The following is a 24,659-nucleotide window of genomic DNA, read 5'->3' on the forward strand; positions in this document are numbered from 1 at the left end:
CGTGCCGGATCGCAAAGGATTGGACGTTCTTGCAGGCTGGCTTGCTGCGCAAGAACGTCCAATCCCAAAACATGCATGACCGTCACGATGCTCTCCACACCGAATCGCACATTGCAACTCGAACACGGAGACAGAGACATGCACCGTCGCACCGCACTGACCTTCATGGGGGCTTGCCTGCTGCCCGGCCTTGGCACGCCGGCATCCGCAGCCACCGGCAGGAATCCCCGCATCCTCGTCGGGTTCGCTGCAGGCGGTTCGTCAGACATCATGGCTCGTCTCATGGCTGACAAACTGTCGTCCGCCTTGGGCGGCAGCTTCATCGTGATCAACAAGCCTGGCGCGAACGGCAACATCGCCGCAGCAGAAGTGGCACGCGCCGAGCCCGACGGGGCGACCTTCTATCTCGGATCCTTCAACAACCCGGTAAATCAGGCTGCCGACCGGAAGCTTCCCTTCGATTTCATGCGCGATTTCGTGCCGGTAGGAACGATTTCCTACTTGTCGAACGTGCTTCTGGTGAGCAACCGCCTGCCCGTCGGCAACGTGCAGGAACTGCTTGACTACGCCCGCAAGAATCCCGGAAAGGTGTCTTTCGGATCGTCGGGAGCGGGCTCATCCCAGCACATGTCCGGCGAATTGTTTAAATATCTTGGCAAGGTGGATTTAAATCACATTCCATACAACGGCAGTGCCCCGGCCATGACGGACCTGATTGGCGGACAGATCGACATGCTCTTCGACAACATGCCAACCGCCCTTGCCCAGGTTAAGGCCGGCCGTGTCAAGGCGCTGGCAGTCACCAGCAAGGCGCGGGCGCCGCAGTTGCCGGACGTTCCTACCGTTGCTGAGGCTGGCCTGCCCGATTTTGAAGTGCGTTCATTTTTTGCGCTGTATGCGCCGAAGGGCACGCCTGGCGCGCAGATCGCAAGCGTCAACGCGGCCATGAATCGGGCGTTGCAGGAGCCGTCCGTGCGCCAGCGCCTGCTGGATGTCGGCGCCGAGGCGGCTGGCGGGTCGCCTGAGCAACTGCGCGCCCTGACCGAAAGTGAAGTGAAGAAGTGGCGCAATGTCATCCGTGAAGCCGGTATCCAGCTCCTGGACTAACGCGCCGCCGCATAGCGGCCCGGAGTCACCCCGACGATGCGCCGGAAATGCCGGTTGAGATGGCTCTGGTCGTAGAAGCCGGTGGCCGCGGCAGCATCGGCGGGTGCGGTCCCGCTGGCAAGCAGCACTTTGGCACGATCGACCCGCATGGCGGTCTGGTAGCTGTGCGGCGCCAGTCCGTACTCGCGGCTGAATACCCGGCAAAGCTGGAAAGGACTCAATTGAACGATATCGGCGAGCCGATCCAGACTGATGTTGTCGGCGTAGTGGTCCGAGATGAAGTCGCGTGCGCGCTCGGCCCGCTTCTTCTCCTGCGGAAGGCGTTCGGGCAGGTGCCGCGGGTCGAACGCGTGGCGCAACAACAGCGCCGAAATCGTCTGCAGGATCCAGCTGTCCTTAGCCAGTTCCGATTCACATTCGGCGCTTTTGGTGTGCGCGCGGGTCAGCTGCATGGCCAGTTGCGCATCCCGGAAGACCCGCTGGCCAAAGCCAATCGCCGACGGCGGGCGGCCTGCCAGCCCCGACGCCACCGACCGAAGCCGCGACTCGCTGATGTACAGCAACAGGGCGGGTTCGTTGCCGGGGCGTTCGCAGTCGCCCACCGTGCTGTGCACCTCGCCCGGGTGCACCGCAACGATGTCCCCTGGAAGCGCGTCCCAGCGCTTGCCATCACATACGTATCGTCCAGGCCCGCGTGTATTGACCGCGATCTGGAAGTCGTCATGCATGTGTTTGTGCAAGGTGATCGGGCGTCCGGAATGCACTTCGAAAAGTTCATTCTTGAAACGCCAGGAATTGACCTGCAATCGGTCCGCCAGCGTCTGTCGGGATGGGGTCTCGGCCCAAGGGGGCGCGGTCTTTCTGACCATTGTTGTTCTTCCGTTTATCGCCTGACTATATCCCAAGCCAAACTCAATCTGAATCCGCCTATCCGATGATTACCTCCACCGATCGATACCCCGACCTGGACGAGACCTTGCCAGCGCCTGCCAAAGCGTGTCGGGCAGGCATCCTGACGCGCAAAGGCACAGTGGCCGCGCCCTATGGCCTGCTTGTGCACAGTCCGGACGTTGCAAATGCTTTCGACGCCTTGTCGACGGCATTGTGGCAGGGCGACCTTCCACGGCGCGTAACGGAAGGGTTGTTCCTTTGGAACGCGCGGCGCCACCAATGCCGGTACCAGTGGGTGCGTCATGTCGACAAGGCCGTGGAAGCGGGCCTGGTGATCGATGTTCTCGATGCCCTAAAATCGGGCGTTGAGCCGCCGCGGGATGCCGACCTGGCGTTCCATGCGGCCTGGCAACTGGCGGAGACATTGGCGCAGTCGGGCCCGGTCGACGACACCGTGTTCGGTGGGTTGAAACAGGTCTTCAGTGACAGGGCCATCGCCGAGTTGACGGCCTTCTGCGGCTTCGCGTCTATCGTGTCCAATACGTTGCGCGTTCGCCAACCGCCGGTACCGTCCAGCGAACGGGCCCCGTTCTGATGCCGTCAGAGCCGTCGCGCAGGGACACGCGTAGCGCCTGTCATTGCCCGCCTACACCCTGTATCACCCGCCGCAGCGTTGCGGGTTTACAGTCACCGTTCAACGATGACAATTCCGGGGGAGACCCATGACTCGCACATCGCAATGGTTGGCCGTAGCCCTCATGACCGCTGGCGCCCTGGCCGGGTGCGGCCGCAAGGTCCCGGATCGCACGCCCCCCACGCCCACGATGGCGCCCACGCCATCCCCCGCACCGTCCTCCGCCCCCACCACCAAGATGCCCTCGTCCCCCGCCACATCTCCTTCGACCACCGCCCCGGGCCGCTAAGCCATTTGCATCCATTCGGAGTGATCCCCACGGCAAAACCCCCGCCGGGCACTTGACTGACGCCGCGCAAGTCCACGAAACCACACCCGCCCGAAGCGAAGCCCGTGGCCAGATGCGCTGCCTGTCTGGGGCACAGCGGATCTGGCTCCGCCAGTCCGCCAGTGCCGCCCCCTGGGGACGCGCGCAGCGCCAAGGGGGCGTCCCCGGGGCTTATAATGCCGTATGCACAAACGCGATACTTTGCTGGCGCATGCCGGCCGGTCCCCTGACGACCACGACGGCATGGTGAACACCCCGGTGTTCCGCACGTCCACCGTCGTGTTTCCCACCCTGGACGCCTACGAGACGCCCAAGGATCCCTACGGCAAGTCGGTGCGGTATGGCCGTCATGGCACGCCCACCACCTATGCGTTCGAAGAAGCCGTCGCCCGAATGGAAGGCGGGTTCCAGGCGGTCGCCACGCCCAATGGTTTTTCGGCGGTGGTCGTCGCGCTGATGACCTTCGCGCGGCCGGGCACCCACCTGCTGATGGTCGATTCGGTCTATGGGCCCACGCGCACCTTCTGCACGCGGCAACTGGAAAAGCTGGGGGTCGAGGTCGAGTATTACGACCCGCTGATCGGCGCCGGCATTGCCGATCTGCTGCGCGACAACACGTGCGCGGTGTTCTGCGAATCGCCAGGATCGCTCACCTTTGAAGTGCAGGACATCCCCGCCATCGCGGCCGCCGCGCACGCCCGCGACATTTCGGTGCTGGCGGACCAGACCTGGCCCACGCCGTACTTCCAGTCGCCCTTCGAGATCGGCATCGACGTGTCCATCCAGGCAGCGACCAAGTACATCGGCGGGCATTCCGACATCATGATGGGCGTCGTCACCACGACGGAACGGTACTGGAAACCCGTGCGGCAGACGGTGGCCGATTTTGGCTACAGCGTCAGTCCCGACGATTGTTATCTGGCCTTGCGCGGCCTGCGGACCATGGGCGTGCGGCTCAAGCAGCAGCAGGTCAATGCCTTGCGCGTGGCCGAATGGCTCGAGACACGGCCGGAGGTCAGCCGCGTGCTGTTCCCCGCGCTCCCCAGCCATCCGGGGCATGCCATCTGGAAGCGCGACTTTCGCGGCGCCGCAGCCCTGTTCTCGGTCGTGCTCAAGCCGCCGGTGGACGACGCCGCACTGAACGCCTTCGTCGATGCCCTTGCGCTGTTCGGCATCGGTTCGAGCTGGGGCGGGTTCGAAAGCCTGATCACGGTCGTGCATGCCGCATCGATCCGCACGGCAACGAACTGGAATCCGGAAGGTCCGGCGGTGCGCCTGCACATCGGGCTGGAAGATCCGGACGACCTGATTGCGGACCTGGCCCAGGCCATGTCCCGCCTGCCCAATCATCCCGCCGACTCCACCGGAGCCGCTCCGCATGTTTGATGACGATTACGCGCTGGAAGACCAGAGCCTGGAAGAACAGGCGCTGGAAGTGCTTCAGCGGGTGTTCGGATACGACGCGTTCCGGCATCCCCAGCAGGAAATCGTCAATCATGTGGTGGCCGGCAACGACGCCCTGGTGCTGATGCCGACGGGCGCCGGCAAGTCGCTGTGCTATCAGGTGCCTGCCCTGGTGCGCGCGGGCACGGGGGTGGTGGTGTCGCCGCTGATCGCGCTCATGCAGGATCAGGTCGATGCCCTGACCGAGCTGGGCGTGCGCGCGGCTTTCCTGAATTCGACGCAGGATTTCGCGCGCGTGCGCGAGGTCGAACAGGCCTTCCTGTCGGGCGAACTGGACCTGCTGTACGTGGCCCCGGAACGGTTGCTGACCGACCGCTGCCTGTCCTTGCTCGATCGTGGACGCATCGCGTTGTTCGCAATCGACGAGGCGCATTGCGTATCGCAATGGGGCCATGATTTCCGGCCCGAATACCTGGGCCTGTCGACCCTGCATGAACGCTGGCCCGACGTGCCGCGCATCGCCCTCACGGCCACGGCAACCGACGCCACGCGGGTCGAGATCGCCCAGCGGCTGGGGCTGGACAACGCCCGGGCCTTCGTGTCCAGTTTCGACCGGCCGAACATCCGCTATCGCATCGTCGAAAAGAATGATCCGCGGCGGCAACTGCTGGAATTCCTGACGACGGAACATCCGGGTGATGCCGGCATCGTGTACTGCCTGTCGCGGGCCAAGGTCGAGGAAACGGCTGAATTCCTGTCCGCGCAGGGCATTCGCGCCTTGCCTTATCACGCCGGTCTGGACCAGGCGATCCGCGCCGCCAATCAGTCGACCTTCCTGCGTGAAGACGGCGTCGTGATGGTCGCCACCATTGCATTCGGCATGGGCATCGACAAGCCCGATGTGCGTTTCGTGGCCCACCTGGATCTGCCCAAGTCGGTGGAGGGTTATTACCAGGAAACGGGTCGCGCCGGCCGGGACGGCCTGCCCGCGCAGGCGTGGATGGCCTATGGCCTGCAGGACGTCATGCAGCAGCGCCGCATGATCGACGAGTCCACTGGCGATGACGCCTACAAGCGCCGGCTGGGCGCCATGCTCGACGCCATGCTGGGCCTGTGCGAGACGGTCGAGTGCCGGCGCGTGCGGCTGCTGGCCTACTTCGGGCAGAAGGCGACGGCTTGCGGCAACTGCGACACCTGCCTGGAACCGCCGCAGACCTGGGACGGCACGCAGGCGGCGCAAAAGATCCTGTCAGCCGTGTATCGGTTGTGGAAAGAACGGGGCCAGCGGTATGGCTCGGGTCACGTCATCGACATCCTGCGCGGCAAGAAGACTGACCGTGTCACGCAATACCAGCACGACGAATTGAGCGTGTTCGGAGTCGGCGCCGACCTGTCCGAAAAGGACTGGCGCAACGTGCTGCGGCAGTTGATCACGCAGGGGCTCCTGGCCGTGGATCACGAATCCTATGGCACGCTGGCGTTGACGGAAGACAGCCGCGCGGTGCTGAAGGGCGAACGCACCTTGATGCTGCGGCGTGAACTGGCCAAGCCCGGCAAATCGCGTGAGAGCAGTGGCGGCAAGGCCAAGGTCGCGGTCAATCTGCCACCCGAGGCCGAAGCCTTGTTCACGGCGTTGCGTGCCTGGCGGGGCGAAGTGGCGCGCAATCACGGCGTGCCGGCGTATGTCATCTTTCATGACGCCACGCTGCGCGAGATCGCGCTGGCGCGGCCGTCCAGCATCGACGAGCTGGGCGGTGTCAGCGGCGTGGGCGCGCGCAAGCTCGAAGCCTATGGCGAGGAAATCCTGGAGCGCGTCTCGAAGTTCTGACGCGCCGTCGGGCCTGCGCTCGCCCCCTTGCGTGGGGCCGCTCCTTGGCGCGCCGCGCCGCCTTTGCTGCTGCCAGCCGTGGCCCGGCCATTGCCCTTCGCGGCCGGCCTGGCCGTCTCCACCCATTCGTCTTCCTTGTCGTTGAACAGCTCGGACACCAGTGACCGCAGCCATCGGCACTTTGGGTCATTGTTAAATCGTTTGTGCCAATGCTGGCGCAGGTCGAAACGCGGCAGCGCAAGTTCCGGACGCATCAACTTCAGGTTCTCGAAACTGCGCGTGTAGCCCAACGCCAACGCGTGGGGCACGGTCGCGATCAGGTCGGACCGGGCAACGATGAAGGGCAGGCTCATGAAGTGCGGCGTGTGCAGCGCAATGCGCCGCTCGATCGACTTGCGCGACAGGAAGCGTTCGAACAATTCCTGGGTGCGTGACTCGGCCTGCACGACGGCATGCTCGCAGGCCAGGAACTGCGCCATCGTCAGCGTCTCGCCCGCGATCGGATGGTCGGCCCGCGCGATGCACAGGAAGTAGTGCGTGAACAGCCGCTGCTGCAACAGCAGACGGCCCTTCAGATCCGGGAAGTACCCCACCGCCAGGTCGATCGATCCGTTCTCCAGTCCCGTTTCGGTGTCGCGCGGCGATGCCGCCACCGACCGCAATGACGCCATGGGCGCGCGCTGCCGGATCTGCTCGAGCAGGCGCGGCACGAACACCATCTCGCCGACGTCACTGAGGGTAATCGTGAAGGTACCCCGGAAGGACGACGCATCGAAGATGGCGTCATGGCGCAATCCCTGCTCGGCCAGAATCACCAGCGCCTGCGCCCGCGCGCCCAACTGGCGGCCCAGCGGCGTCGCGTCCATGCCGTGCGCCGTCCGCACGAACAGAGGGTCGTTGAACTGTTTGCGCAGCTTCGCCAGCGCCATGCTGACAGCCGGCTGGCTCATGCCCAGCATCTGCGCGGCGCGGCTGACATTGCCCGTGTCATGCACCGCCGCCAGCACGCGGAACAGGTTGTAGTCGAAGCGTTCCACGGGGTTTTCCGCCTGTCTCGTCGCATCACTGAGGCTGATACACCGTATCAGGATTAGTGGATTGAGTTATTGTTTACGCCCCTCTACTATGCAGCCCATGAGGCGCGTCATGGCAGGCGTCGGACCCTGGTGTTTTCCCGGGGCCGGCAGCGCCGCGGCAGGGCGCCTCTGATAACGATACGATGCTGGCGCCCTCCGCGCGACCAGACAGGAGAGACAGTCATGAAGCTCAGGCACACCCTTGGCGCGCTGGTCACGGCCGCCGCCTTCTCGCTTGCCGCCACGCCCGCTCTTGCACAGAACACGGTCAAACTGGGCCTGATCGCCGAGTTCTCCGGACCCTTTGCCGAGTACGGCCAGCAGATCCATGGGGGCATGAAGGCCTACATGAAGCAGCATGGCGACACCGTCGCCGGCAAGAAAATCGAGATCATCCAGAAGGACACGACCGGCCCGTCGCCCGACATTGCGAAGCGGCTCGCCGGCGACCTGATCACGCGCGACAAGGTCGACTTCCTGGTGGGCTTCGGCCTGACGCCGAACGCACTGGCCGTCGCGCCCGTGGCCACGCAAGCCAAGAAGCCGATGATCGTGATGAACGCGGCCACATCGATCATCACCACCAAGTCGCCCTACATCGCGCGCGTCTCGATGACGCTGCCGCAGGTCACCGAACCGCTCGCGCAGTGGGCGTTCAAGAACGGCATCAAGAAGGTCTATACCGTCATCTCCGACTACGGCCCAGGTCTCGATGCCGAAGCCGCGTTCACCAAGGCCTTCAAGGCAGCGGGTGGCGAGATCGTCGGCGGCGTGCGGGTGCCGCTGCAGAACCCCGAATTCGCGCCCTTCGTGCAACGCGCGAAAGATGCGAAGCCCGAAGCCGTCTTCCTGTTCCTGCCCGCCGGCGAGCAGGGCATCGCCTTCATGAAGACCTACAAGGAACGCGGCCTGGCCGAAGCCGGCATCAAGCTGATCGCCACCGGCGACATCACCGATGACGGCGTGCTCGATGCGATGGGCGACCCCACCCTGGGCCTGACCACGTCCTTCCACTACTCGGCTGCCCATGACTCGGCCGAGAACAAGGCTTTCCTGAAAGCCTATGCCGACGTGAACGGCACGCAGAAGCGCCCGAACTTCATGGCCGCCGCCGGCTATGACGGCATGGCCGCGATCTACGAGTCGCTGAAAAAGACCAAGGGTTCGGTGGATGCCGATGCGATCATGGGTGCGCTCAAGGGCATGAAGATCATTAGCCCGCGTGGCCCGATCACCATCGATGCCGACACGCGTGACGTGGTCCAGACCATCTATATCCGCAAGGTGGAGCGGGTCAACGGCGGGCTGTACAACGTCGAATTCGACAAGATTGCCGACGTCAAAGACCCCGGCAAGTAACCATGGCGGCCAACGTCATCGGAATCGTCTTCGACGGGGTGGCGTATGGCTGCCTGCTGTTCCTGATCAGCATCGGCCTGTCGGTCACGATGGGCCTCATGAACTTCATCAACCTGGCCCATGGCGCGTTCGCCATGCTGGGCGGCTATGTCTGCGTGATGGGCATGACCCGGCTGGGGATGCCTTTCCTGGCGGCGCTCGCGGTCTCGCCATTCGTCGGCGCGATCGTGGGCGTGCTGCTGGAGCGCACCTTGTATCGCCGGCTGTATGACGCGACGCACCTGGATCAGGTGCTGTTCACCATCGGCCTCGTGTTCATGTCCGTCGCCACCGCGGCCTACTTTTTCGGACCCAGCCAGCAGCCCGTGTCGCTGCCGGCCTTCATTACCGGACAGGTTTCGCTGTTCGGCGTGCAGCTGGGGTCTTACCGGCTGTTCCTGATTGCCGTCGTGCTGGTCATTACCGTGGCGCTGCATATGCTGCTCGAGCGCACGCGCTTCGGTGCGCAGGTCCGCGCGTCGGTCGATAACCCGGTCGCATCGAAGGGCCTGGGCATCAATGTCGAACGCGTCTTCAGCGTGACGTTTGCGCTGGGCTCGGCGCTGGCCGCATTGGGCGGCGGACTGGCCATCAACATGCTGGGCCTCGATCCCAATTTTCCGCTCAAGTACATGGTGTATTTCCTGCTGGTGGTCGCGGTCGGCGGCGGCGCCAGCATCCCGGGTCCGCTGGTGGCCGCCATCCTTCTGGGGCTGTTCGACGTGGCGGGCAAATATTATGTGCCGGAAGTCGGATCCTTCGTCATCTACTTCATCATGGTCGTGACCCTCGTGGTGTTTCCCAACGGCCTTTTCGGGAAACGGTCATGAACCCGGACATCCGCAAGACCGTTCCGCCTGCGGCCACCCTGACGTCATCGGATACGGCCAACGCCGTCGCCGCCGCAAACGTGGCGCCGGCCCGGTCGATGGTCTGGGCCGAGGTGCTCTTCTGGCTGGTGCCGGTCGCGGCCTTCTTCCTGTTTCCGGGCTACCGCACCCTGGGCGGCCAGATCCTGATCGCCGGCCTGTTCGCGCTGTCGCTCGACCTGATCCTGGGCTACGCGCGAATCGTTTCATTGGGTCATGCCGCGTTCTTTGGTTTGGGCGCCTACACGGCCGGCCTGCTGGCCAAGCATGGCTGGGGCGAGCCGATCAGCGGTCTGATCGCCGCCGCCGCCGTGGCCGCGGTGGCCGGGCTGATCACCAGTGCCCTGATCGTGCGTGGCAAGGATCTGACGCGGCTGATCGTCACGCTCGGCATCGGCCTCATGCTCTATGAAGCCGCCAACCGCCTGCACGATGTGACGGGTGGGGTCGATGGCCTGAGCGGCGTCGAGATGAAGCCGCTGCTGGGCCGCTTTGAATTCGGCTTCGACGGCACGACCGCCTACGTCTACATCCTGGTGGTGGTGCTGCTGATGTTCCTGCTGGCGCGCCGCATCGTCCGGTCGCCTTTCGGGCTCAGCCTGAAGGGCATCCGCGAAGGCGAAAAACGCATGCCCGCGATCGGCGTGTCGGTAGCCGGGCGGCTGGCCGCGGTGTACACCGTGTCGGCGGCGCTGGCGGGGGTGGCCGGCGGCCTGCTGGCGCAGACCACGCAATTCGTCGGCATCGACGTGCTCAGCTTTACCCGCTCGGCGGAAATCCTGATCATGCTGGTGGTGGGCGGGGCAGGGTATCTGTACGGCGGGCTGATCGGCGCGGCGATCTTCATGGTGCTGCAAGACCAGTTGTCCAATCTCAGCGCGGTGTACTGGCAGTTCTGGCTCGGCCTGCTTCTGGTCTGCCTGGTGCTGTTCGCACGCGGTGGCGTAATGGGTGCGCTGACGCGGGTACGCTCGCGCAATGACCGTAGCAAGGCCATGACCACGGCGACGCAAACTGCCAGCCCCCAAGGCCGTCGTCCGTCATCTGGAGGCCGTCCATGACCGTCGCCCTGCGTACCGAAGGGCTGGGGAAGGCCTTCGGGGATTTCCGCGCCGTCCACGACATGACCTTGTCGTTCGAGACCGGGGCGCGGCATGCGCTGATCGGTCCCAACGGGGCCGGCAAGACGACGCTGATCAACCTGCTGACCGGGGCCCTGCGTCCCACGGCAGGCAGCATCTTCCTGGAAGGCGAGGCCATTACCGGGCTGCCGCAACATGCACGCGTCAAACGCGGCATGACGCGCACGTTCCAGATCAACACCTTGTTCCCAGGATTGAGCGTGCTCGATTCTGTCGTGCTGGCGATCTGCGAACGGAAAGGCATCGGACGCACCTGGCACAAGACGGTCGCGCGCCATCATGCCGAGATCGACGAAGCCATGGCCCTGTTGACCTCATTGCGTTTGCAGGACGATGCGCACACGCTCACCCGCAACCTGGCCTACGGCCGCCAGCGGCTGGTCGAGATCGCCCTGGCCCTGGCCACCAGGCCGCGCATCCTGCTGCTGGATGAGCCGGCCGCGGGCGTGCCGACCGGCGAAAGCACCGAGCTGTTCTCGGTCATTGCCGACCTGCCGCGCGATGTGACCATTCTGTTCATCGAGCATGACATGGGGCTGGTGTTCAAGTTCGCGGACCGCATCACGGTGATGGTGGGCGGGCAGAAACTCGTGGAAGGGACGCCGGCCGAGATCGCCGCCGATCTTCGGGTAAAAGAAGTCTATCTCGGAGACGGACAGCATGGCTGAGCTGCTGCGGCTGGATCACGTCAGCGCCGGCTATGGCGATGCGGTCGTGCTCGAAGACATCTCATTGTCCTTGCGGGAAGGCGACAGCCTGGCCTTGCTCGGACGCAACGGCATGGGCAAGACCACGCTGCTGGTCACCCTGATGGGCATCACGCGCCTGCATGGCGGTTCGTTGACCTGGAAAGGCGGCGACCTGGCGGCGGTGCCCACGCATCAGCGGGCCAGCCGTGGCCTGGGGTGGGTGCCGCAGGAACGGTATATGTTCCCGTCCTTGACGGTGGAAGAACACCTGACGGCCGTCGCGCGGCCGGGGCCGTGGAATGTCGAAAAGGTCTATGCTGCGTTTCCGCGGCTCAAGGAACGGCGGCGCAACATGGGCAATCAGCTGTCGGGTGGCGAACAGCAAATGCTGGCGATTGCGCGCGCGCTGATGGTCAATCCCAGCCTGCTCCTGCTGGACGAGCCGATGGAAGGGCTGGCGCCGATCATCGTGCAGGAACTGACCAGGGTGATCCGCCGCCTGGTCGAGGACTCACAAATGGCCGTGATCGTGGTGGAACAGCATGCCAGGCTGGCGCTGGCCCTGACCCGGCAGGCCATCGTGCTGGAGCGCGGGCAGATCGTGCATGCGTCGTCCAGCCAGAGTTTGCTGGACGATCCGGGAACCCTGACGCGCTTGCTGACGGTGGCCTGAGCAGGGCGCACCTGCAGGCTGCACCTGGGGCCAACCAAACGAAAGGGGCGCTTTCTTCGCAGAATGCGCCCCTTGTCATTGCCGGCGAACCCGCCCGCCGTCAGCCCGAATTACGGCGTCACCGTCGGCAACGCCGGTGTAAACCGCGAGAACTGCGGGCGTTCAAAGATCACGTCCCACACACCGTGGCCCAGGCGCAGGCCGCGGGTTTCGAACTTGGTCTGGGGACGCCAGGCCGGACGCTCGGCAAAGCCGTCCGCCGTGTTGGCCAGCAACGGTTCGCGGGACAGCACGTCCAGCATCTGTTCGGCGTAATTTTCCCAGTCGGTGGCGCAGTGCAGGTACCCGCCCGGCGCAATGCGGCTGGCCAGCAGCGACACGAAGGCCGACTGGATCAGCCGGCGCTTGTTATGGCGCTTCTTGGGCCACGGATCGGGAAAGTACACGTGCACGCCGGCCAGCGAGTTCGGCGCGATCATGTCACGCACCACTTCGACCGCGTCGTGCTGGATGATGCGCACGTTGCTTAGATTCGATGCCTCGATACGCTTGAGCATGGCGCCCACACCGGCGTTGAACACTTCCACGCCGATGAAATTCAGTTCAGGCTTGGCCAGCGCGATCTTTTCGGTCGTCTCGCCCATGCCAAAACCGATCTCGAGCACGGTCGGCGCTTCGCGGCCGAACGTCGCCGCGACGGGCAGGTGGCGGTCGGTGTACGTGATCGACCACTTGTCGAGCAGCGTATCGAGCGCTTCTTTCTGGCCCAGCGTGATGTGGCCCCGGCGGTGCACGAAGCTGCGGATGTGAGCGGTCGCAGCCGTCGCCGCGTTGGCCGGGGCGGTCGCCAGCGTGGCGAGTCCATTGAAGGGCGCCGGGCGCAGGATATCGGAATTAGTCATGTCAGCCTCCGCCGACCGCGACGACGATCTCAAGGTGATCACCGTCGGCGAGCATGGTTTGTTGATGCACACTGCGCGGCACGATCTCGCCATTGCGCTCGACAGCTACGCGTTTACCCGCGTAGCCCAGCGTTTGGATCAGATCCGCGACAGAGGTGGGGACCTCGATCGTGCGCGATTCCCCGTTCATTACGATTTTCATGCGCCGGATTTTAGTCCGAGACAGGGCCCAGTCGGTAAACGTGGTCAAACAGACCGTAACCGAATGCGTGCGATCGATGAAAGGGGAGCTTACCCGGGGCGTGTGGCCAGGAAAACCGGGTATTCGGCCGACATTGTAGGCTCAACCGGCCTTGCGGAAGCTCCATCCTTGGGTGGGGAGGGACGACCGGCTGTCGGACGATGGAATGTCATCGAAATCCAGCTTGCCCGGATTCAGCAGCTTGTGCGGATCCATGCTGCGCTTGAAGACTGCATCGCGGTCATCGAACTGCTTGATGCCGACTTCGCGTACGCCCGTCGTGTGGGAATTGGCCACCTTGACGCCAAAGCCCTGCAGCTTCGCCACGATCGCCGCCATCTGCGCTTCGTTTTCGTACACGATGCCGGGTGAACCCATGGTCACCACCTCGCCCTGGCTCAGGAACACTTCCATTCGCAGCGGCGCCGTACCGCGCCAGGCCGCGTGCACCCGCTCGATGGTCGGCAGCAGGTCGTTGGCCGGGAACATGCCCTGAAGACCGGTGTAGGTCGGCTGGCCCTTCTGGATCTGACGCAGGCCGTGGCCGTAGGCGAATTCGTAGATCGGCGCGCCGTAGAATCCCTGGCCTTCCAGGCTTTCGTGGACGATGCTGCCGCCAAAGTCGTCGACCAGGCCCTTGAACGCGTCCAGGGTCGGCGCCGCAATCATGCAATTGACCATCGTGTGGCCATCGGGAACGATGTCGCCCAGCGCCGTCATCAGGCGCGCCACGGGCCATTCCTGCAACGAGATCAGCTTCTTCGTGATCGCCGGTTCCGACGCCAGCTGCACCCCGAAGCGGGAAGCCGCCAGGAATTCCGGAAACGCCACGATCACTTCCTTCCATGTCCAGGCAGGGGTGGTCGGCATTTCGACTTCGGTAATGATGGCGTTGGTGCCGTAGGCGTGATGCACCAGTTCGACATCGCGGCCGCGCAATTCCACGAAGCGCGGTTCGGCTTCGACGCTGACCACCTCCATGGCGGTGATGTTGCCGCGGTCACGCAGCATGCCCCACTGGCAGCTGCCCATGCCGCCGCTGCCGCCGGCCACGAAGCCGGCAATGCTCGATACCGAACGCGTCGACGGGTGGATGCGCATCTCCCAGCCTTTCTCGCGGGCGGCCCTGTCGATGTCCGCCATGCAGGTGCCGGACAGCGCCCGGACATTGCCTTCGCTGATCGATACGATGCCGCTCAGGCCGGTCATGTCCAGCAGGATGCCGCCCTGCAGCGGCACACTCTGGCCGTAGTTGGCGGTGCCGCCCCGCGCGCGGTCAGGGGAATGCGATGCCTGACCGCTGCCTTGATGATCTTCAGCACGTCGTCCTTGCTGCGCGGCGAGACCACCACGTCGGCCACCCGGCCGGCCAGCGACTGGCGCAGCAGGGGGCTGACCGCGAATTGGTCGCGGCTTTTCTTGCGGATGGTCATCGCGTCGGTGGCATGGGGCACATCGCCCACGTCGGCGCAAAACTCGGCTATCGGGTACGTCACGGCATTCCTTGAAAATCAGATGACAGATCCTGGGCGCGGCGCGCGGCCGCCCCCTTTACACGGCCTTGCGGTACATCCAGCTGTCGGTCGGCAGAGTGGCCGAAAATGCCTCGTCCTTGCCATCCGCATCGAAACGGCCCGGGTTCAGCAGGCCATATGGGTCCATGTCCCGCTTGAACGCAATGTCGCGCTCACTCACTTCCTTCTTGCCGACGGACCGCACGGACGACGTGTGGGGATTGGCGACGCTCACGCCCTCGGCCTGCATGATCTCGACCAGCCGCGCCATCTGCGCTTCGCTCTCGAAGATCACGTACGGCGATCCGCTGCCCACCAGCGCGCCACCCCAGCGCCGCAACTCCATGCGCATCGGTCCCATGCCGTCCACCTTGTCGTGCACGCGCCGCACCAGGCCAACGAGATCGTCGCTCTTGAAAAAGCCTTCGACTGACGTGCGGCGGGGGTCCGATTTCTGGACCTGCCGCAGCGCATGACCGTAGGCGAACTCGTACATGGGCACCGCATAGGGCCCTTGTTTCTCGCGGCAGACCGACGCCAGATGGCCGCCGTGTTCCGCGACCAGTTCTTCGAAATCCTGGCGGCACAACGACGAGACCATGCAAGAGATCATCGAATGGCCTTCGGGCACCAGGTCACCCAGCACGCCCACCAGGCGCGGCGTGGGCCATTCCTGCACCGATAGCAGCTTCTTGACGATCCCGTCTTCGTTGCCCAGCGCCACTCCGAACTTGACCGTGTCGATATAGTCCGGAAAGGTCACGATGGCTTCCAGCCAGTCCCAGGCCGGGGCCAGCGGCATCTCGACCTCGCTGATGATGCAATTCGCGCCATAGGCGTGATGCACCATGCGGGCGTCGCGGCCGCGCAGTTCGATCACACGCGGCGTTTCTTCCATCGAGATGACCTCGACCGCCGTAATGTTGCCGCGGTCGCGCAGCACGCCCCACGACGCACTGCCGATCCCGCCCGTGCCGCCCGCCAGAAAGCCGCCGATCGTAGCCGTGGTCTTGGTGGTCGGGAAGATGCGCAGTTCCCACCCCGTGGCCTTGGCTGCCTTGTCCATGTCGTCGACGATGGTGCCCGCCAAAGCCCGGATCTCGCCAGGGCGCGTCCATAGCACCCCTGCCACGCCGCTCATGTCCAGCAGGATGCCGCCGTGCAGCGGCACGCTCTGGCCGTAGTTGGCCGTGCCGCCGCCGCGCGTGGTGATGGGGATCCGGAATCTTGCCGCCGCTGCCACCACCTGGATCAGCTCGGCCTTGCTGGCCGGGCTCACCACCACGTCCGCGCGTTTGCCTTCGAGCATGGTCTTGAGCATGGGGCTGACCGCATACCGGTCGCGGCTCTTTGCCCGCAGGCTGATGGGGTCCGTGGTAGACGCGATCGGGCCAAGCGCGGCCACGAAGTCGGAAATGGGATACATGGGGGCCTCGTTTACCCGAAGCGGGCAACTCGTCCCATTAAAGGGGAAAAGACCCGAAGGGGTTAGTCAAGGAATTGCCATAGAGTCTATAACTGGGCGGCGAAGGGGCTGTCGAGCATGGGGATATAATGCGCCGTTAATCATTCTCATCCTCATTTGGAGGGTGCGGCGGCAATCATTTTCGCGGAGGGGACCCCATTGCAGGATCAGGTGACTACCCTCTACTGCGAGCATCGGGGCTGGCTGTTCAGCTGGCTGCGCCGCAAGCTCGGGTCCGCCGACCATGCCGCCGACCTGACGCAAGACACTTTTCTTCGGATCATCACCTCGCGCGATACCTTGCTGGGCATCCGTGAGCCCAGGGCGTTGCTGGTGACCACCGCCAGCCACTTGATGGCGGATCGCGCGCGCCGCAAGCGCATCGAAGACGCCTATCTGCACGAACTGGGGCTGGCCGCCGCGCACCTTCCGGTCTATCCGTCACCCGAACAGATCCTGGAAACCGTGCAGGCCTTGAGCCAGATCGAGGCGGTTCTGGACGGCCTCGCCGACAAGCCCCGGCAGGCCTTCCTGCTGCATTACCTGGATGGCGAAACGCAAAGCCATATCGCTGGGCACCTCGGCGTGTCCGAACGGATGGTGCGGAAATATCTGGCGCAGGCCCTGACGCACTGCCAATTCCTGATGGACGACTGAGTGCCTGCCCCACGCAAAATGCAGACGGTTGCGGAGCAGGCCGCCGAATGGATGGTGCTGCTGACCTGCGACGACCCCGGCGAACGCGCCCGGGCCGAACAGGGGTTTCGCGCGTGGCGGGCGGCGGATACCCGTCATGCCCAGGCTGCGGCGCGCATCGAAGGCTTTCTTGCACAGGTCGACACGGTGCGTCGTCGCGGTGGCGACGATGGGCGCCCGGCGCGCGCGGCGCTGGACGCGGCCCGGGCCGGAAAGCGCCGCCGCCGCACCGTGCTTCAGGCTGGCGCGGTCCTGACCGGGATCGTGGTTCTGGCGGGCGTGGCCGGCTTCAGTGGCCTACTGTCGGCGCCCGGCCTGCTGCAGGCCGACTTGCGCAGTTCCGAGCGTGAATGGCTCGAGCAGACCCTGTCCGACGGCACGCGCATCAGCCTGAGCGGGGCCAGCGCCATCAAGCTGCGGTTCGATGCATCGCGCCGGACGGTCGAGCTGCTGGGCGGCGATATCCGGGTGGACGTGGCCAAGGACACCTCGCGGCCCTTCGTCATAGAAACGCCGGATACCCGCATTCGCGCGCTGGGCACTCGCTTTCTGGTCAGTTATGCGAATGGCCGGACCGACCTCGAGATGTTCGAGTCGCAGGTGGTGGTCGAGAACACACTGTCCGAGCCGACAGGCGGGCCAGCCAGCGTCGTAGTGCAGGGCGGCCAGCGGGTGCAGGTGACGCGTCAAGGTATCGGGCAGATCGAAAGCCTGGATGCCCGGCGCGTCGAAGCCGGCTGGCAGCAGCGTCAACTGATACTGGACGAGCGGCCCTTGCCGGAAGTGCTCGCGCAGTTGGCCCGGCACCGTCCGGGGGCATCCGCTACAACAGTGAATCGCTTGCCGCGCTGAAAGTGTCCGGCGTCCTCCCGCTGGACAAGCCTGACGAAGCCCTGCGTCTGCTGCAGATCAGCTTCCCGGAATTGCGCCTGCGTTATGTCGCCTCGCGCTGGGTCTGGGTAAGCCTGGCGACTGACGCCAAATAAATCAGCACGGGCGGTTCCGGTTTTCTGGTCTGGTTCGTCATTGTCTGTGTACCCAACGAATCAGGACGCTTTTTACCGTGACATCACGCCCACCCCGGACGCCGCGCCGCCGCCTGCCTCTCTTCCAACGCGCCTTGCCGTGCACCGTTGCCCTGCTGGGCGCCGTCACATCCATCAGCGTCAGCGCACAGGGCAGGACCTTTGACATTCCCGCCGGCCCGCTCAATCCGACCCTGACGCGCTTTGCACAGGAAGCGGGCGTGTCCATCGCCCTGGACGCGCGCCAGGCCACGACGGTGCGGTCGCCCGGGCTCAAAGGCACGTATGGCATCGAAGACGGCTTTGCGGCGTTGCTGGCCGGAACGGGATTCGACATCGACCGGACGGCGGTTGGCTATCGCCTGAAGCCGGCGGCGGGCCCGGCCGCGGCTGCGGCTGCCGGACCCGGCGGCGACTCCCGCATCACCGCGATGGATGAAGTGACCATCTCGGCATCGCGGTCCAACGTGGAAGCGGCCAAGGCGCCGCAAACCGTGCAGATCATTCCCGAACGCGAGATCGCCCAGCAATTGGCGATCTCGACCAATTCGTCGGATGCCCTGAGCAACCTGATTCCGTCCTACACCCCCAGCCGCGGCAAGATGAACGGCAGCGGGGAAACGCTGCGCGGCCGCACCCCGCTGATTCTGATCGATGGCGTGCCGCAATCCAATCCGATCCGGCCGACCGGCCGCGAGGCACACACCATCGACTTTTCGATGCTGGAGCGCATCGAAGTGATCCAGGGCGCGAACGCCATCAACGGACTGGGCGCAACCGGTGGCACGATCAACCTGATCACCAAGCGGCCGGAAAACGGCAGCTTCAACCAGTATGTGGACGTGCAGACCACGTTCCCCACCTCCCATCCCGGTCGCGACGAACTCGGCTTCAAGGCCACGTACCGGGCCGACGGCCGCAAGGACAACTTCGATTATCTGTTCGCCGTCAGCGTCGAAGATCAAGGCCTGTATCGTGATGCCGAAGGCCGTTCCATTGGCGCCGACAACACCCAGGGCGACCTGATGGACTCGCGGTCACGCGACCTGCTGGGCAAGGTCGGCTACTGGATCGACGACAACCAGCGGGTGCAGTTTTCGCTGAACCATTACCGCATCAAGTCCAAGATGAACTACACGGCGGTGCCGGGCAATCGCGAGCGGGGGATCCCGACCACGTCGACCGAGGCAACGCCGCCCGGCACCGCGCCCTGGAACGATGTGTGGACCTCCAGCGCCACCTACAATCATTACGACCTGGCTGGCATGGAACTGTCGGCCATGGTCTTCCACCAGAAGTTCGAAGGCCTGTTCGGCGCCGACAATTCCTCCACCTTCCAGGACGCGCGGTATGCGCCGGTGGGTACGCTGTACGACCAGTCGCGGTCGGTGTCGTCCAAGACCGGCAGCAAGGTCAGCCTGACAAAAGACGATTTGTTCAACAAACGGCTCAAGGTCACCGCCGGCTTCGACACCCTGTTCGACGAAGGCAAGCAGGACCTGTACGGCACGGGCCGCACGTATGTGCCGCCGTCGGAATACCGCAACCTGTCGCTGTTCGCGCAGGGCGAGTTCAAACTGCTGGACACGCTGACCCTGCATGGCGGCGTGCGCCGCGAGTACGCCGATCTGTCCATCGACAGCTACCGCACCCTGGCCCGCTACAACGGCGTCGCGGTCGAAGGCGGCAAGCTCAACTTCAACAAGACTCTGTACAACGTGGGTCTGGTGTTCGAGCCGGTCAAGGACCTGAACCTGTACACCAGCTACTCCGAAGGCTTCGGCATGCCCGACGTGGGCCGCGTGTTGCGATCGATCAACCAGCCAGGGCAGGGCATCCGCAACCTCAGCACGCTGGCGCCCATCGTCACGAAAAGCATTGAATTGGGTGGCCGCTACAAGATCGGGCAGTGGGACGTCAACGCCAGCCTGTTCCGGTCCAGCTCCGACTACGGCGCGCGCGTCGTGCGCGTCGGCGATGCCTTCATGACGGCGCGCGAAGAAAACCGCATCGACGGCCTGGATGCCGGCATCGGCTACCAGATCCATCGCGCCCACAAGGTCAAGGTGTCGTACTCCAAGACCAAGGGCCGCTATGACAGCGATGGCAATGGCTCGCTGGATGCCCGCCTGGACGGACTCAACGTCGCCCCCGACCGGGTGATCGCCAGCTGGAGCGCGCAGTGGAATGACCGCATCGGCTCGTTCCTGCAGGTGCAGCACGCCATCAGCCGCGACTTCGATGATCCGCAGAAGAACTTTGGCGGTTACACCCTGGTGGATGCCGCCGCCAGCTACGCGCTGCCCAAGGGCACCGTGCGCGTCGCGGTCGGCAACCTGCTCAATCGCGACTACATCACCTACTACTCGCAAAGCGCGCTGGTCGAACCGCTGCGCTACTTTGCCGGACGGGGCCGCACCATCACGGTTGGCTACTCGCTCAAGTTCTGACGATGGCGGGAGCTGGGAAAGGGGCGCGCGCGGGTGAGAACGTTCGGGTCGGCGCTGGAGAAGGCGTTCGGGCCGGCGCTGGAGAAGTCGTTCGGGCCAGGGCTTGGGCCGGCGCCGGGGTCCGCGTTTGCGTTGCTGTCTGTGTTGCAGTGGGTGGCGGGTACGCGCTGACCGGAATGGCCGTCGTGTTGCTCGGCCAGCTCCTTGCGCGGGCGGGCATGCCTGCGTCCGAAGCGGTCGTCACGGCCGGCATGACCGGCTTTGCGATCTATCTTGGCCTGCTGCTGTGGGCGTCCGCGTGCGGCAGCCTGGCCTGCCTGTGCGGGTGGATGGGATTGGGGGTTGCGGTTGTGGGCGGTCTGGTCGGAGTGCTGCGCTGATGGCCGGTCTTCGCCAGCGTTACACCGTGGTCCACCGCTGGGCCGGCATCCTGTTTGGCGCCTTGCTCTTTGCCATTTTCTGGATGGGCACGCTAAGCGTGTTTGACCGCGAGCTGGATCGCTGGATGATGCCGGCCACGCGGCTGGCCGCGGTTCCCGGGCCGCTTCGCCTTGACCCCGTCGTTGATGCCGTCGGGCATCTGGTGCCGCCCGACGCGCGCCAGTGGCGCATTGACGTGCCCACCCCACGCACGCCGGCCTGGCGGTTCAGTGCGCTGCGCCCGGGCAGCCCACCCGTCGTCTTGATGCTGGACCCTGCCACCCTGGCGCCGCTGCCCGACCCCGGCACCTTCGGCGCCAGCGGCTTCTTCTTTCCCTTCCACTACGGGCTGCACCTGTCGTGGAACGAGATCGGCAAATGGCTGGTCGGCGCGGCATCCATGGCCATGCTGCTGCTGTTGATTGCGGGCATCGTCATCCACCGCAAGGTGTTCAAGGAATTCTTTACGTACCGCCCCGACAAACGCCTGCCGCGCAGCACGCTCGACCTGCACAACGTCACCGGTGTCCTGGGCCTGCCGTTTCACTTCCTTATCGTGCTGTCGGGCCTGGTCATCTTCTTCAACATCTACTTTCCCTTCGCCTACCAGTCCGCATATCAGGAAGGCGCCAAAGGCAAGGCGCAGTTCCAGTCGCAAAGTTATGGGCGGTACACGCGGCCACTGGCCGGTGTGGCTGCGCAAGGCCCCCTGGCATCCGTTGACGCAATGGCGGCGCAGGCTGGAGCTGTGTGGGGTGGCGGCGTGCCGTACTTCGTGCGGGTATGGAATCCGGGCGACGCGAACCGCTACGTCGAACTGCGCCGCGCGTACTTTGGCGAGGTCACCATGAACATCGACCAGCTGTATTTCGATGGCGCCACCGGGGAACTGCTGGCGCGCTTTTCCGCGGGACCCGTCATGAGCGTGCAGCGGTTCCTGTCGGGCGTGCACTTCATCCAGTTCCATCACTGGCCGCTGCGGTGGCTGTATTTCCTCCTTGGCCTGACGGGCTGCGTGATGATCGCAACCGGCATGGTGTTCTGGCTCGCGTCGCGGTCGGTGGGCGGGGCGGGCAAGCCGAACGTGGGGTTGCAAGGGGCGGGGCATCGGGATGTCGTGCAGGAAAACGTCTTGCAGCGGAAGGTCTTGCAGCAAAAGGTCGGTCTGGAAAGTGCCGGGCCGCGGGTTGCCCAGGCGACGACGATCGCCGGCGTGACCGGCATCCTGCTCGCCACGCTGGCCTACCTGGCTGCAAATCGTCTCTTGCCTGCCGGCACGAGCGCGTTCGGTGCCACGCGGGCGGAACTGGAAGTGTGGGGGTTCTTCATTGTGTGGATGATGGCCTTGGTGCATGCGCTGCGAGGGGGCCGGGCATGGGGAGAACAAGCGTGGATGATTGCCGTGCTGGCCGTGCTTTGCGTATCCTTGAATGTTGCAACGACTGACGCCTACCGGCTGAGCGGGGGTGTTGTCTCCGTGGCCGTGTGGGGAGTGGATGGCGCCCTGCTGGTGGCTGCGATCATCGCGGCGTGGGCGGCGCGGCGGCTGCGGGGGTCGGAAGTGCGGCAACGCCCGGTGCCGCATCGCTCCGCCCTCGCGGCTGCGAAAAGGGACTCGACGTGACCGCCTGGCTTTCGGCACTTGCTTTGGTCTGCTCCTTCGTCGCCTGGGGCGCGATCGCGTTGACGCAGTCCGCGCATCGAGAACTGGTTGAAGGCCTGGCACAGGGCGGCTGCCCATCACGCAGCGGGTCAGCACAAAGTGTCGTCAGGAACATGCGCCTTGGCATTCAGTTCCTGCGCTTTGGTGCCGTCCTCTCGGCCTTTGCGTCCGCAGCCATTTGCATCACCCAAAACGGCTGGAGCTTTGGCGTGCTGATGTGGATCTGCCTGACGTGCCTGGCGGCCCTTCTGGTCACGCTGACGTTGACCTGCTTGCGCGCGCGTCTGCCATCCGATAGGCGTGCACGTACGCAGGCAAGTCCGCAACCTCATTCAAAGGCTTATTCGAAGGCTCATTCGAAGGCCTATTCGCCTGCACGGCTGCGTTCGCGTGATTGACGCGTCACCCGGCCCAGTCTGCGATATAGCGCTTCAGAAAATCCGTGAATGTCGCCATGTCATCCCGCTGGCGTCCCGCACCGTTCCAGATCTGCCAGATCTCAAGCGGAACGATTGGGTCGATCAAAGCCTGCACCTGGATCTTGCGGCGCCGGAACGCAGGCAGGGCCAGAGACGGCACGACGGCCACCCCCGCGCCTGTCTCCGCCATCGCCACCTGCGTTTCGATGTGGTTGAACACCAGATCGGCATGGCCTCGCTCGATGCGGCTCAATTGTTCGTTCACGCGTTGCTGGATCGGATTGTCATCGGGCAGCAGGATCAGCGTTTCATGCGCCAGGTCGGACCAGGGGATGGCCTTGCCGCGCTTCGATGAACGGCCTGCACGCACCGCCGAGAACGACCCTTGCACCAGCGGCGCGCCCTGCACGCCGCTGCCGGGCCGCAAGAAAATTCCCACGGCCATATCCAGCTTGCCGGATTCCACTAAGGGGCAGATATTGGCGCGGTCGCTGTCGACCAGCCGCGCCTGCACGCCCCTCGACGACGCGTTGAACTCCGCAATCGCGGCCGGCATCACATAGGTCGACATGAACTGCGTCGCGCCGATGGTCAGGCAGCGTTCCTGCGTCGACGCCGACCGCGCGATCCGATGCACCGCCGATTCCAGATCCGCCAGCGTGCGTTCGACCACCGGGTGGAACTCCGCACCGAACTCCGTGAGCGACACATGCCGGGTAGTGCGGTCGAACAGCCGGAAGCCGATCTGAGTTTCCAGATCGCGAATGAGCACGCTCAAGCCTGATTGCGTGACACCGAGCAAGTCCGCCGCGCGGGAAAAATTGCGCTGCTGGGCGACCAGAAGAAACGCGCGAAGCTGTCGGGAATTGAGCTGCATGGGGGCAGCGCGGGCCGCGGGCCGGTTGATCCTGGCGGCGCGGCATGGGCGCAGTAGTGGCGATGGGGCACTATAGCCCCAGCAGCAGGCCCTACAGCAAGCCGCGACGGGTCACGCCGCAACTGCAGTTCATGGCAGCACCTCCGCCAGGTCGGGATCGAACGCCCCATCGATCAGGATGAACGCGATGCTTGCGCGTTCCGTTGACCGGTTGCTCCATGCATGATTGGTGCCCCGTTGGACGACGACATCGCCCGCGGTCAGCCGCACATCTTCGTCGTCCAACACCAGATACAGCTCGCCGCTCAACACGATCGCGTAATCAACGGACTGCGTGCGGTGCATCAGCGGATGACGCCCCCAGTGTCATAGGTGGAGGCCTGCGAATTGCCCATCGCCGAAAAGATCTTGCGGGATGTGTCGGGATCGATATTGCGCAAGGCATCGCTCTCGGGCTCGAAAAACGCGACGCGCACAATGGTGCCTTGCGGGTCGGGCATGATGCGATGGGACCCCGCGGTCGGATCCGGCTCCAGCAGCAGGCCGATACGGGCCGGCGATTCCGTCGTGCGCCAGACCTCGGTCGACTGCCAGCCCGGGCGCAGCGGGTTGGTCCGGACGGCGGTCGCGGGTCCATCCGATACGACAATGGCTTTTCCTTGCGCATCGTGGCCGGTAATCACGCGTCGTACGTCGATAGTCATGGGGTCTCCAAAGAAAGGCGTCGGCAACGTGGCCGTAGCGGTTGAGGGCAAGCCGTCTGAGTGCGAGCTTGGGTACGTGCGTGCTTGGGTGTGACCTTTGGGTCCGAACTTGGGTCTGAACTGGGGTCTTAATTTGGATCTGAACTTGGGTCTGAACTGAGGTCGTAATTTGGATCTGAACTTGGGGCTGAACTTGGGGCTGGGCTTGGGTCTGAACTTGCAGCTGGGCTTGGGTCCGTGCTCG

The 24,659-nt window shown here is 64.6% G+C and carries 25 protein-coding genes and 1 pseudogene; 16 read left to right on the forward strand and 10 right to left on the reverse strand.

Going from position 1 to position 24,659, the window contains the following annotated elements; all coding sequences use genetic code 11:
* Positions 1-138: 138 nt before the first annotated feature.
* Positions 139-1,107, forward strand: a complete 969-nt coding sequence (locus ACNANG_RS17605; protein WP_420224076.1) for a Bug family tripartite tricarboxylate transporter substrate binding protein — start codon at positions 139-141, stop codon at positions 1,105-1,107.
* On the opposite strand, the gene ACNANG_RS17610 is transcribed toward ACNANG_RS17605, so the two are convergent.
* On the reverse strand, positions 1,104-1,976 hold the full coding sequence (locus tag ACNANG_RS17610) for a helix-turn-helix domain-containing protein (protein WP_420224077.1): 873 nt from the start codon (positions 1,974-1,976) through the stop codon (positions 1,104-1,106). The two genes, ACNANG_RS17605 and ACNANG_RS17610, sit on opposite strands and share 4 nt — an antisense overlap.
* A 2-nt stretch (positions 1,977-1,978) precedes the next feature.
* On the opposite strand from ACNANG_RS17610, the gene ACNANG_RS17615 reads away from it, so the two are divergent.
* The 3 genes from ACNANG_RS17615 to recQ all read left to right on the forward strand — a co-directional run bounded on the left by ACNANG_RS17615 (position 1,979) and on the right by recQ (position 6,192).
* Entirely contained in the window at positions 1,979-2,593 is a 615-nt protein-coding gene (locus ACNANG_RS17615; protein ID WP_420224078.1) for a carboxymuconolactone decarboxylase family protein, read from the forward strand.
* Between the two features lie 550 nt (positions 2,594-3,143).
* Positions 3,144-4,346, forward strand: a complete 1,203-nt coding sequence (gene metC, locus ACNANG_RS17620) for a cystathionine beta-lyase (protein WP_420224079.1) — start codon at positions 3,144-3,146, stop codon at positions 4,344-4,346.
* Positions 4,339-6,192, forward strand: a complete 1,854-nt coding sequence (gene recQ, locus ACNANG_RS17625; protein WP_420224080.1) for a DNA helicase RecQ — start codon at positions 4,339-4,341, stop codon at positions 6,190-6,192. Before metC ends, recQ begins: the two co-directional genes overlap by 8 nt.
* 116 nt (positions 6,193-6,308) lie before the next feature.
* Here recQ and ACNANG_RS17630 read toward each other — a convergent pair.
* Positions 6,309-7,229 (reverse strand): annotated as a pseudogene (locus tag ACNANG_RS17630) (LysR family transcriptional regulator); the annotation flags it as partial.
* Positions 7,230-7,451: 222 nt separating this feature from the next.
* On the opposite strand from ACNANG_RS17630, the gene ACNANG_RS17635 reads away from it, so the two are divergent.
* The 5 genes from ACNANG_RS17635 to ACNANG_RS17655 all read left to right on the forward strand — a co-directional run bounded on the left by ACNANG_RS17635 (position 7,452) and on the right by ACNANG_RS17655 (position 12,039).
* On the forward strand, positions 7,452-8,627 hold the full coding sequence (locus tag ACNANG_RS17635) for an ABC transporter substrate-binding protein (RefSeq protein WP_420224081.1): 1,176 nt from the start codon (positions 7,452-7,454) through the stop codon (positions 8,625-8,627).
* 2 nt (positions 8,628-8,629) lie between these two features.
* Positions 8,630-9,496 carry a branched-chain amino acid ABC transporter permease gene (locus ACNANG_RS17640; RefSeq protein WP_420224082.1) on the forward strand — a complete coding sequence of 289 codons (867 nt, stop codon included), beginning with the start codon at positions 8,630-8,632 and terminating at the stop codon, positions 9,494-9,496.
* 98 nt (positions 9,497-9,594) lie between these two features.
* Complete coding sequence (locus ACNANG_RS17645; protein ID WP_420227578.1) at positions 9,595-10,596, forward strand: branched-chain amino acid ABC transporter permease; 1,002 nt, start codon at positions 9,595-9,597, stop codon at positions 10,594-10,596.
* Positions 10,593-11,345 (forward strand): ABC transporter ATP-binding protein, encoded by a 753-nt coding sequence (locus ACNANG_RS17650; protein WP_420224083.1) that lies wholly within the window; start codon positions 10,593-10,595, stop codon positions 11,343-11,345. The genes ACNANG_RS17645 and ACNANG_RS17650 overlap by 4 nt, the downstream gene beginning before the upstream one ends.
* Positions 11,338-12,039 (forward strand): ABC transporter ATP-binding protein, encoded by a 702-nt coding sequence (locus tag ACNANG_RS17655; RefSeq protein ID WP_420224084.1) that lies wholly within the window; start codon positions 11,338-11,340, stop codon positions 12,037-12,039. Before ACNANG_RS17650 ends, ACNANG_RS17655 begins: the two co-directional genes overlap by 8 nt.
* A gap of 110 nt (positions 12,040-12,149) precedes the next feature.
* On the opposite strand, the gene trmB is transcribed toward ACNANG_RS17655, so the two are convergent.
* The 5 genes from trmB to ACNANG_RS17680 all read right to left on the reverse strand — a co-directional run bounded on the left by trmB (position 12,150) and on the right by ACNANG_RS17680 (position 16,122).
* A complete protein-coding gene (gene trmB / locus ACNANG_RS17660) occupies positions 12,150-12,941 on the reverse strand; it encodes a tRNA (guanosine(46)-N7)-methyltransferase TrmB (protein ID WP_420224085.1) in 792 nt (263 codons plus the stop codon).
* 1 nt (position 12,942) lies between these two features.
* Positions 12,943-13,143: a sulfur carrier protein ThiS gene (gene thiS / locus ACNANG_RS17665; RefSeq protein ID WP_179585089.1), complete on the reverse strand. Its 201-nt coding sequence runs from the start codon at positions 13,141-13,143 to the stop codon at positions 12,943-12,945.
* A 141-nt stretch (positions 13,144-13,284) separates the two neighbouring features.
* On the reverse strand, positions 13,285-14,421 hold the full coding sequence (locus ACNANG_RS17670) for an FAD-binding oxidoreductase (RefSeq protein WP_420224086.1): 1,137 nt from the start codon (positions 14,419-14,421) through the stop codon (positions 13,285-13,287).
* Entirely contained in the window at positions 14,388-14,678 is a 291-nt protein-coding gene (locus tag ACNANG_RS17675; RefSeq protein ID WP_420224087.1) for a hypothetical protein, read from the reverse strand. Before ACNANG_RS17675 ends, ACNANG_RS17670 begins: the two co-directional genes overlap by 34 nt.
* A 55-nt stretch (positions 14,679-14,733) precedes the next feature.
* Complete coding sequence (locus tag ACNANG_RS17680) at positions 14,734-16,122, reverse strand: FAD-binding oxidoreductase (protein WP_420224088.1); 1,389 nt, start codon at positions 16,120-16,122, stop codon at positions 14,734-14,736.
* Positions 16,123-16,332: 210 nt separating this feature from the next.
* Between ACNANG_RS17680 and ACNANG_RS17685 the strand changes: the two genes are divergently transcribed.
* From ACNANG_RS17685 to ACNANG_RS17715, 7 genes are all read left to right on the forward strand, one after another.
* The gene (locus tag ACNANG_RS17685) at positions 16,333-16,818 is read left to right on the forward strand and encodes a sigma-70 family RNA polymerase sigma factor (protein ID WP_420224089.1); all 486 of its coding nucleotides are present in this window, start codon (positions 16,333-16,335) and stop codon (positions 16,816-16,818) included.
* On the forward strand, positions 16,819-17,709 hold the full coding sequence (locus ACNANG_RS17690; RefSeq protein ID WP_420224090.1) for a FecR family protein: 891 nt from the start codon (positions 16,819-16,821) through the stop codon (positions 17,707-17,709).
* Between the two features lie 2 nt (positions 17,710-17,711).
* Entirely contained in the window at positions 17,712-17,843 is a 132-nt protein-coding gene (locus ACNANG_RS17695; protein ID WP_420224091.1) for a hypothetical protein, read from the forward strand.
* 77 nt (positions 17,844-17,920) lie between these two features.
* The gene (locus ACNANG_RS17700; protein ID WP_420224092.1) at positions 17,921-20,332 is read left to right on the forward strand and encodes a TonB-dependent receptor domain-containing protein; all 2,412 of its coding nucleotides are present in this window, start codon (positions 17,921-17,923) and stop codon (positions 20,330-20,332) included.
* 185 nt (positions 20,333-20,517) lie between these two features.
* Positions 20,518-20,712 (forward strand): hypothetical protein, encoded by a 195-nt coding sequence (locus ACNANG_RS17705; RefSeq protein WP_420224093.1) that lies wholly within the window; start codon positions 20,518-20,520, stop codon positions 20,710-20,712.
* Complete coding sequence (locus ACNANG_RS17710) at positions 20,712-22,376, forward strand: PepSY-associated TM helix domain-containing protein (protein ID WP_420224094.1); 1,665 nt, start codon at positions 20,712-20,714, stop codon at positions 22,374-22,376. The genes ACNANG_RS17705 and ACNANG_RS17710 overlap by 1 nt, the downstream gene beginning before the upstream one ends.
* A complete protein-coding gene (locus ACNANG_RS17715) occupies positions 22,373-22,813 on the forward strand; it encodes a DUF3325 family protein (protein ID WP_420224095.1) in 441 nt (146 codons plus the stop codon). The genes ACNANG_RS17710 and ACNANG_RS17715 overlap by 4 nt, the downstream gene beginning before the upstream one ends.
* Positions 22,814-22,817: 4 nt before the next feature.
* On the opposite strand, the gene ACNANG_RS17720 is transcribed toward ACNANG_RS17715, so the two are convergent.
* The 3 genes from ACNANG_RS17720 to ACNANG_RS17730 all read right to left on the reverse strand — a co-directional run bounded on the left by ACNANG_RS17720 (position 22,818) and on the right by ACNANG_RS17730 (position 24,415).
* Positions 22,818-23,711: a LysR family transcriptional regulator gene (locus ACNANG_RS17720; RefSeq protein ID WP_420224096.1), complete on the reverse strand. Its 894-nt coding sequence runs from the start codon at positions 23,709-23,711 to the stop codon at positions 22,818-22,820.
* Positions 23,712-23,840: 129 nt separating this feature from the next.
* Complete coding sequence (locus ACNANG_RS17725) at positions 23,841-24,056, reverse strand: cupin domain-containing protein (RefSeq protein ID WP_420224097.1); 216 nt, start codon at positions 24,054-24,056, stop codon at positions 23,841-23,843.
* Entirely contained in the window at positions 24,056-24,415 is a 360-nt protein-coding gene (locus tag ACNANG_RS17730; RefSeq protein WP_420224098.1) for a hypothetical protein, read from the reverse strand. The genes ACNANG_RS17725 and ACNANG_RS17730 overlap by 1 nt, the downstream gene beginning before the upstream one ends.
* Positions 24,416-24,659: the final 244 nt, after the last annotated feature.

The organism is Pigmentiphaga litoralis (assembly GCF_048632615.1).
Taxonomy (GTDB): Bacteria; Pseudomonadota; Gammaproteobacteria; order Burkholderiales; family Burkholderiaceae_B; genus Pigmentiphaga; species Pigmentiphaga litoralis_B.

What these genes read in the sequence shown, in the direction of transcription:
- ACNANG_RS17725 (WP_420224097.1), bottom strand. Translation starts at nt 24,056, where the DNA reads ATGCACCGCACGCAGTCCGTTGATTACGCGATCGTGTTGAGCGGCGAG.
- ACNANG_RS17730 (WP_420224098.1), bottom strand. Translation starts at nt 24,415, where the DNA reads ATGACTATCGACGTACGACGCGTGATTACCGGCCACGATGCGCAAGGA.
- metC (WP_420224079.1), top strand. Translation starts at nt 3,144, where the DNA reads ATGCACAAACGCGATACTTTGCTGGCGCATGCCGGCCGGTCCCCTGAC.
- thiS (WP_179585089.1), bottom strand. Translation starts at nt 13,143, where the DNA reads ATGAAAATCGTAATGAACGGGGAATCGCGCACGATCGAGGTCCCCACC.
- ACNANG_RS17655 (WP_420224084.1), top strand. Translation starts at nt 11,338, where the DNA reads ATGGCTGAGCTGCTGCGGCTGGATCACGTCAGCGCCGGCTATGGCGAT.
- recQ (WP_420224080.1), top strand. Translation starts at nt 4,339, where the DNA reads ATGTTTGATGACGATTACGCGCTGGAAGACCAGAGCCTGGAAGAACAG.
- trmB (WP_420224085.1), bottom strand. Translation starts at nt 12,941, where the DNA reads ATGACTAATTCCGATATCCTGCGCCCGGCGCCCTTCAATGGACTCGCC.
- ACNANG_RS17645 (WP_420227578.1), top strand. Translation starts at nt 9,595, where the DNA reads ATGGTCTGGGCCGAGGTGCTCTTCTGGCTGGTGCCGGTCGCGGCCTTC.
- ACNANG_RS17720 (WP_420224096.1), bottom strand. Translation starts at nt 23,711, where the DNA reads ATGCAGCTCAATTCCCGACAGCTTCGCGCGTTTCTTCTGGTCGCCCAG.
- ACNANG_RS17710 (WP_420224094.1), top strand. Translation starts at nt 20,712, where the DNA reads ATGGCCGGTCTTCGCCAGCGTTACACCGTGGTCCACCGCTGGGCCGGC.
- ACNANG_RS17650 (WP_420224083.1), top strand. Translation starts at nt 10,593, where the DNA reads ATGACCGTCGCCCTGCGTACCGAAGGGCTGGGGAAGGCCTTCGGGGAT.
- ACNANG_RS17610 (WP_420224077.1), bottom strand. Translation starts at nt 1,976, where the DNA reads ATGGTCAGAAAGACCGCGCCCCCTTGGGCCGAGACCCCATCCCGACAG.
- ACNANG_RS17605 (WP_420224076.1), top strand. Translation starts at nt 139, where the DNA reads ATGCACCGTCGCACCGCACTGACCTTCATGGGGGCTTGCCTGCTGCCC.
- ACNANG_RS17635 (WP_420224081.1), top strand. Translation starts at nt 7,452, where the DNA reads ATGAAGCTCAGGCACACCCTTGGCGCGCTGGTCACGGCCGCCGCCTTC.
- ACNANG_RS17640 (WP_420224082.1), top strand. Translation starts at nt 8,630, where the DNA reads ATGGCGGCCAACGTCATCGGAATCGTCTTCGACGGGGTGGCGTATGGC.
- ACNANG_RS17680 (WP_420224088.1), bottom strand. Translation starts at nt 16,122, where the DNA reads ATGTATCCCATTTCCGACTTCGTGGCCGCGCTTGGCCCGATCGCGTCT.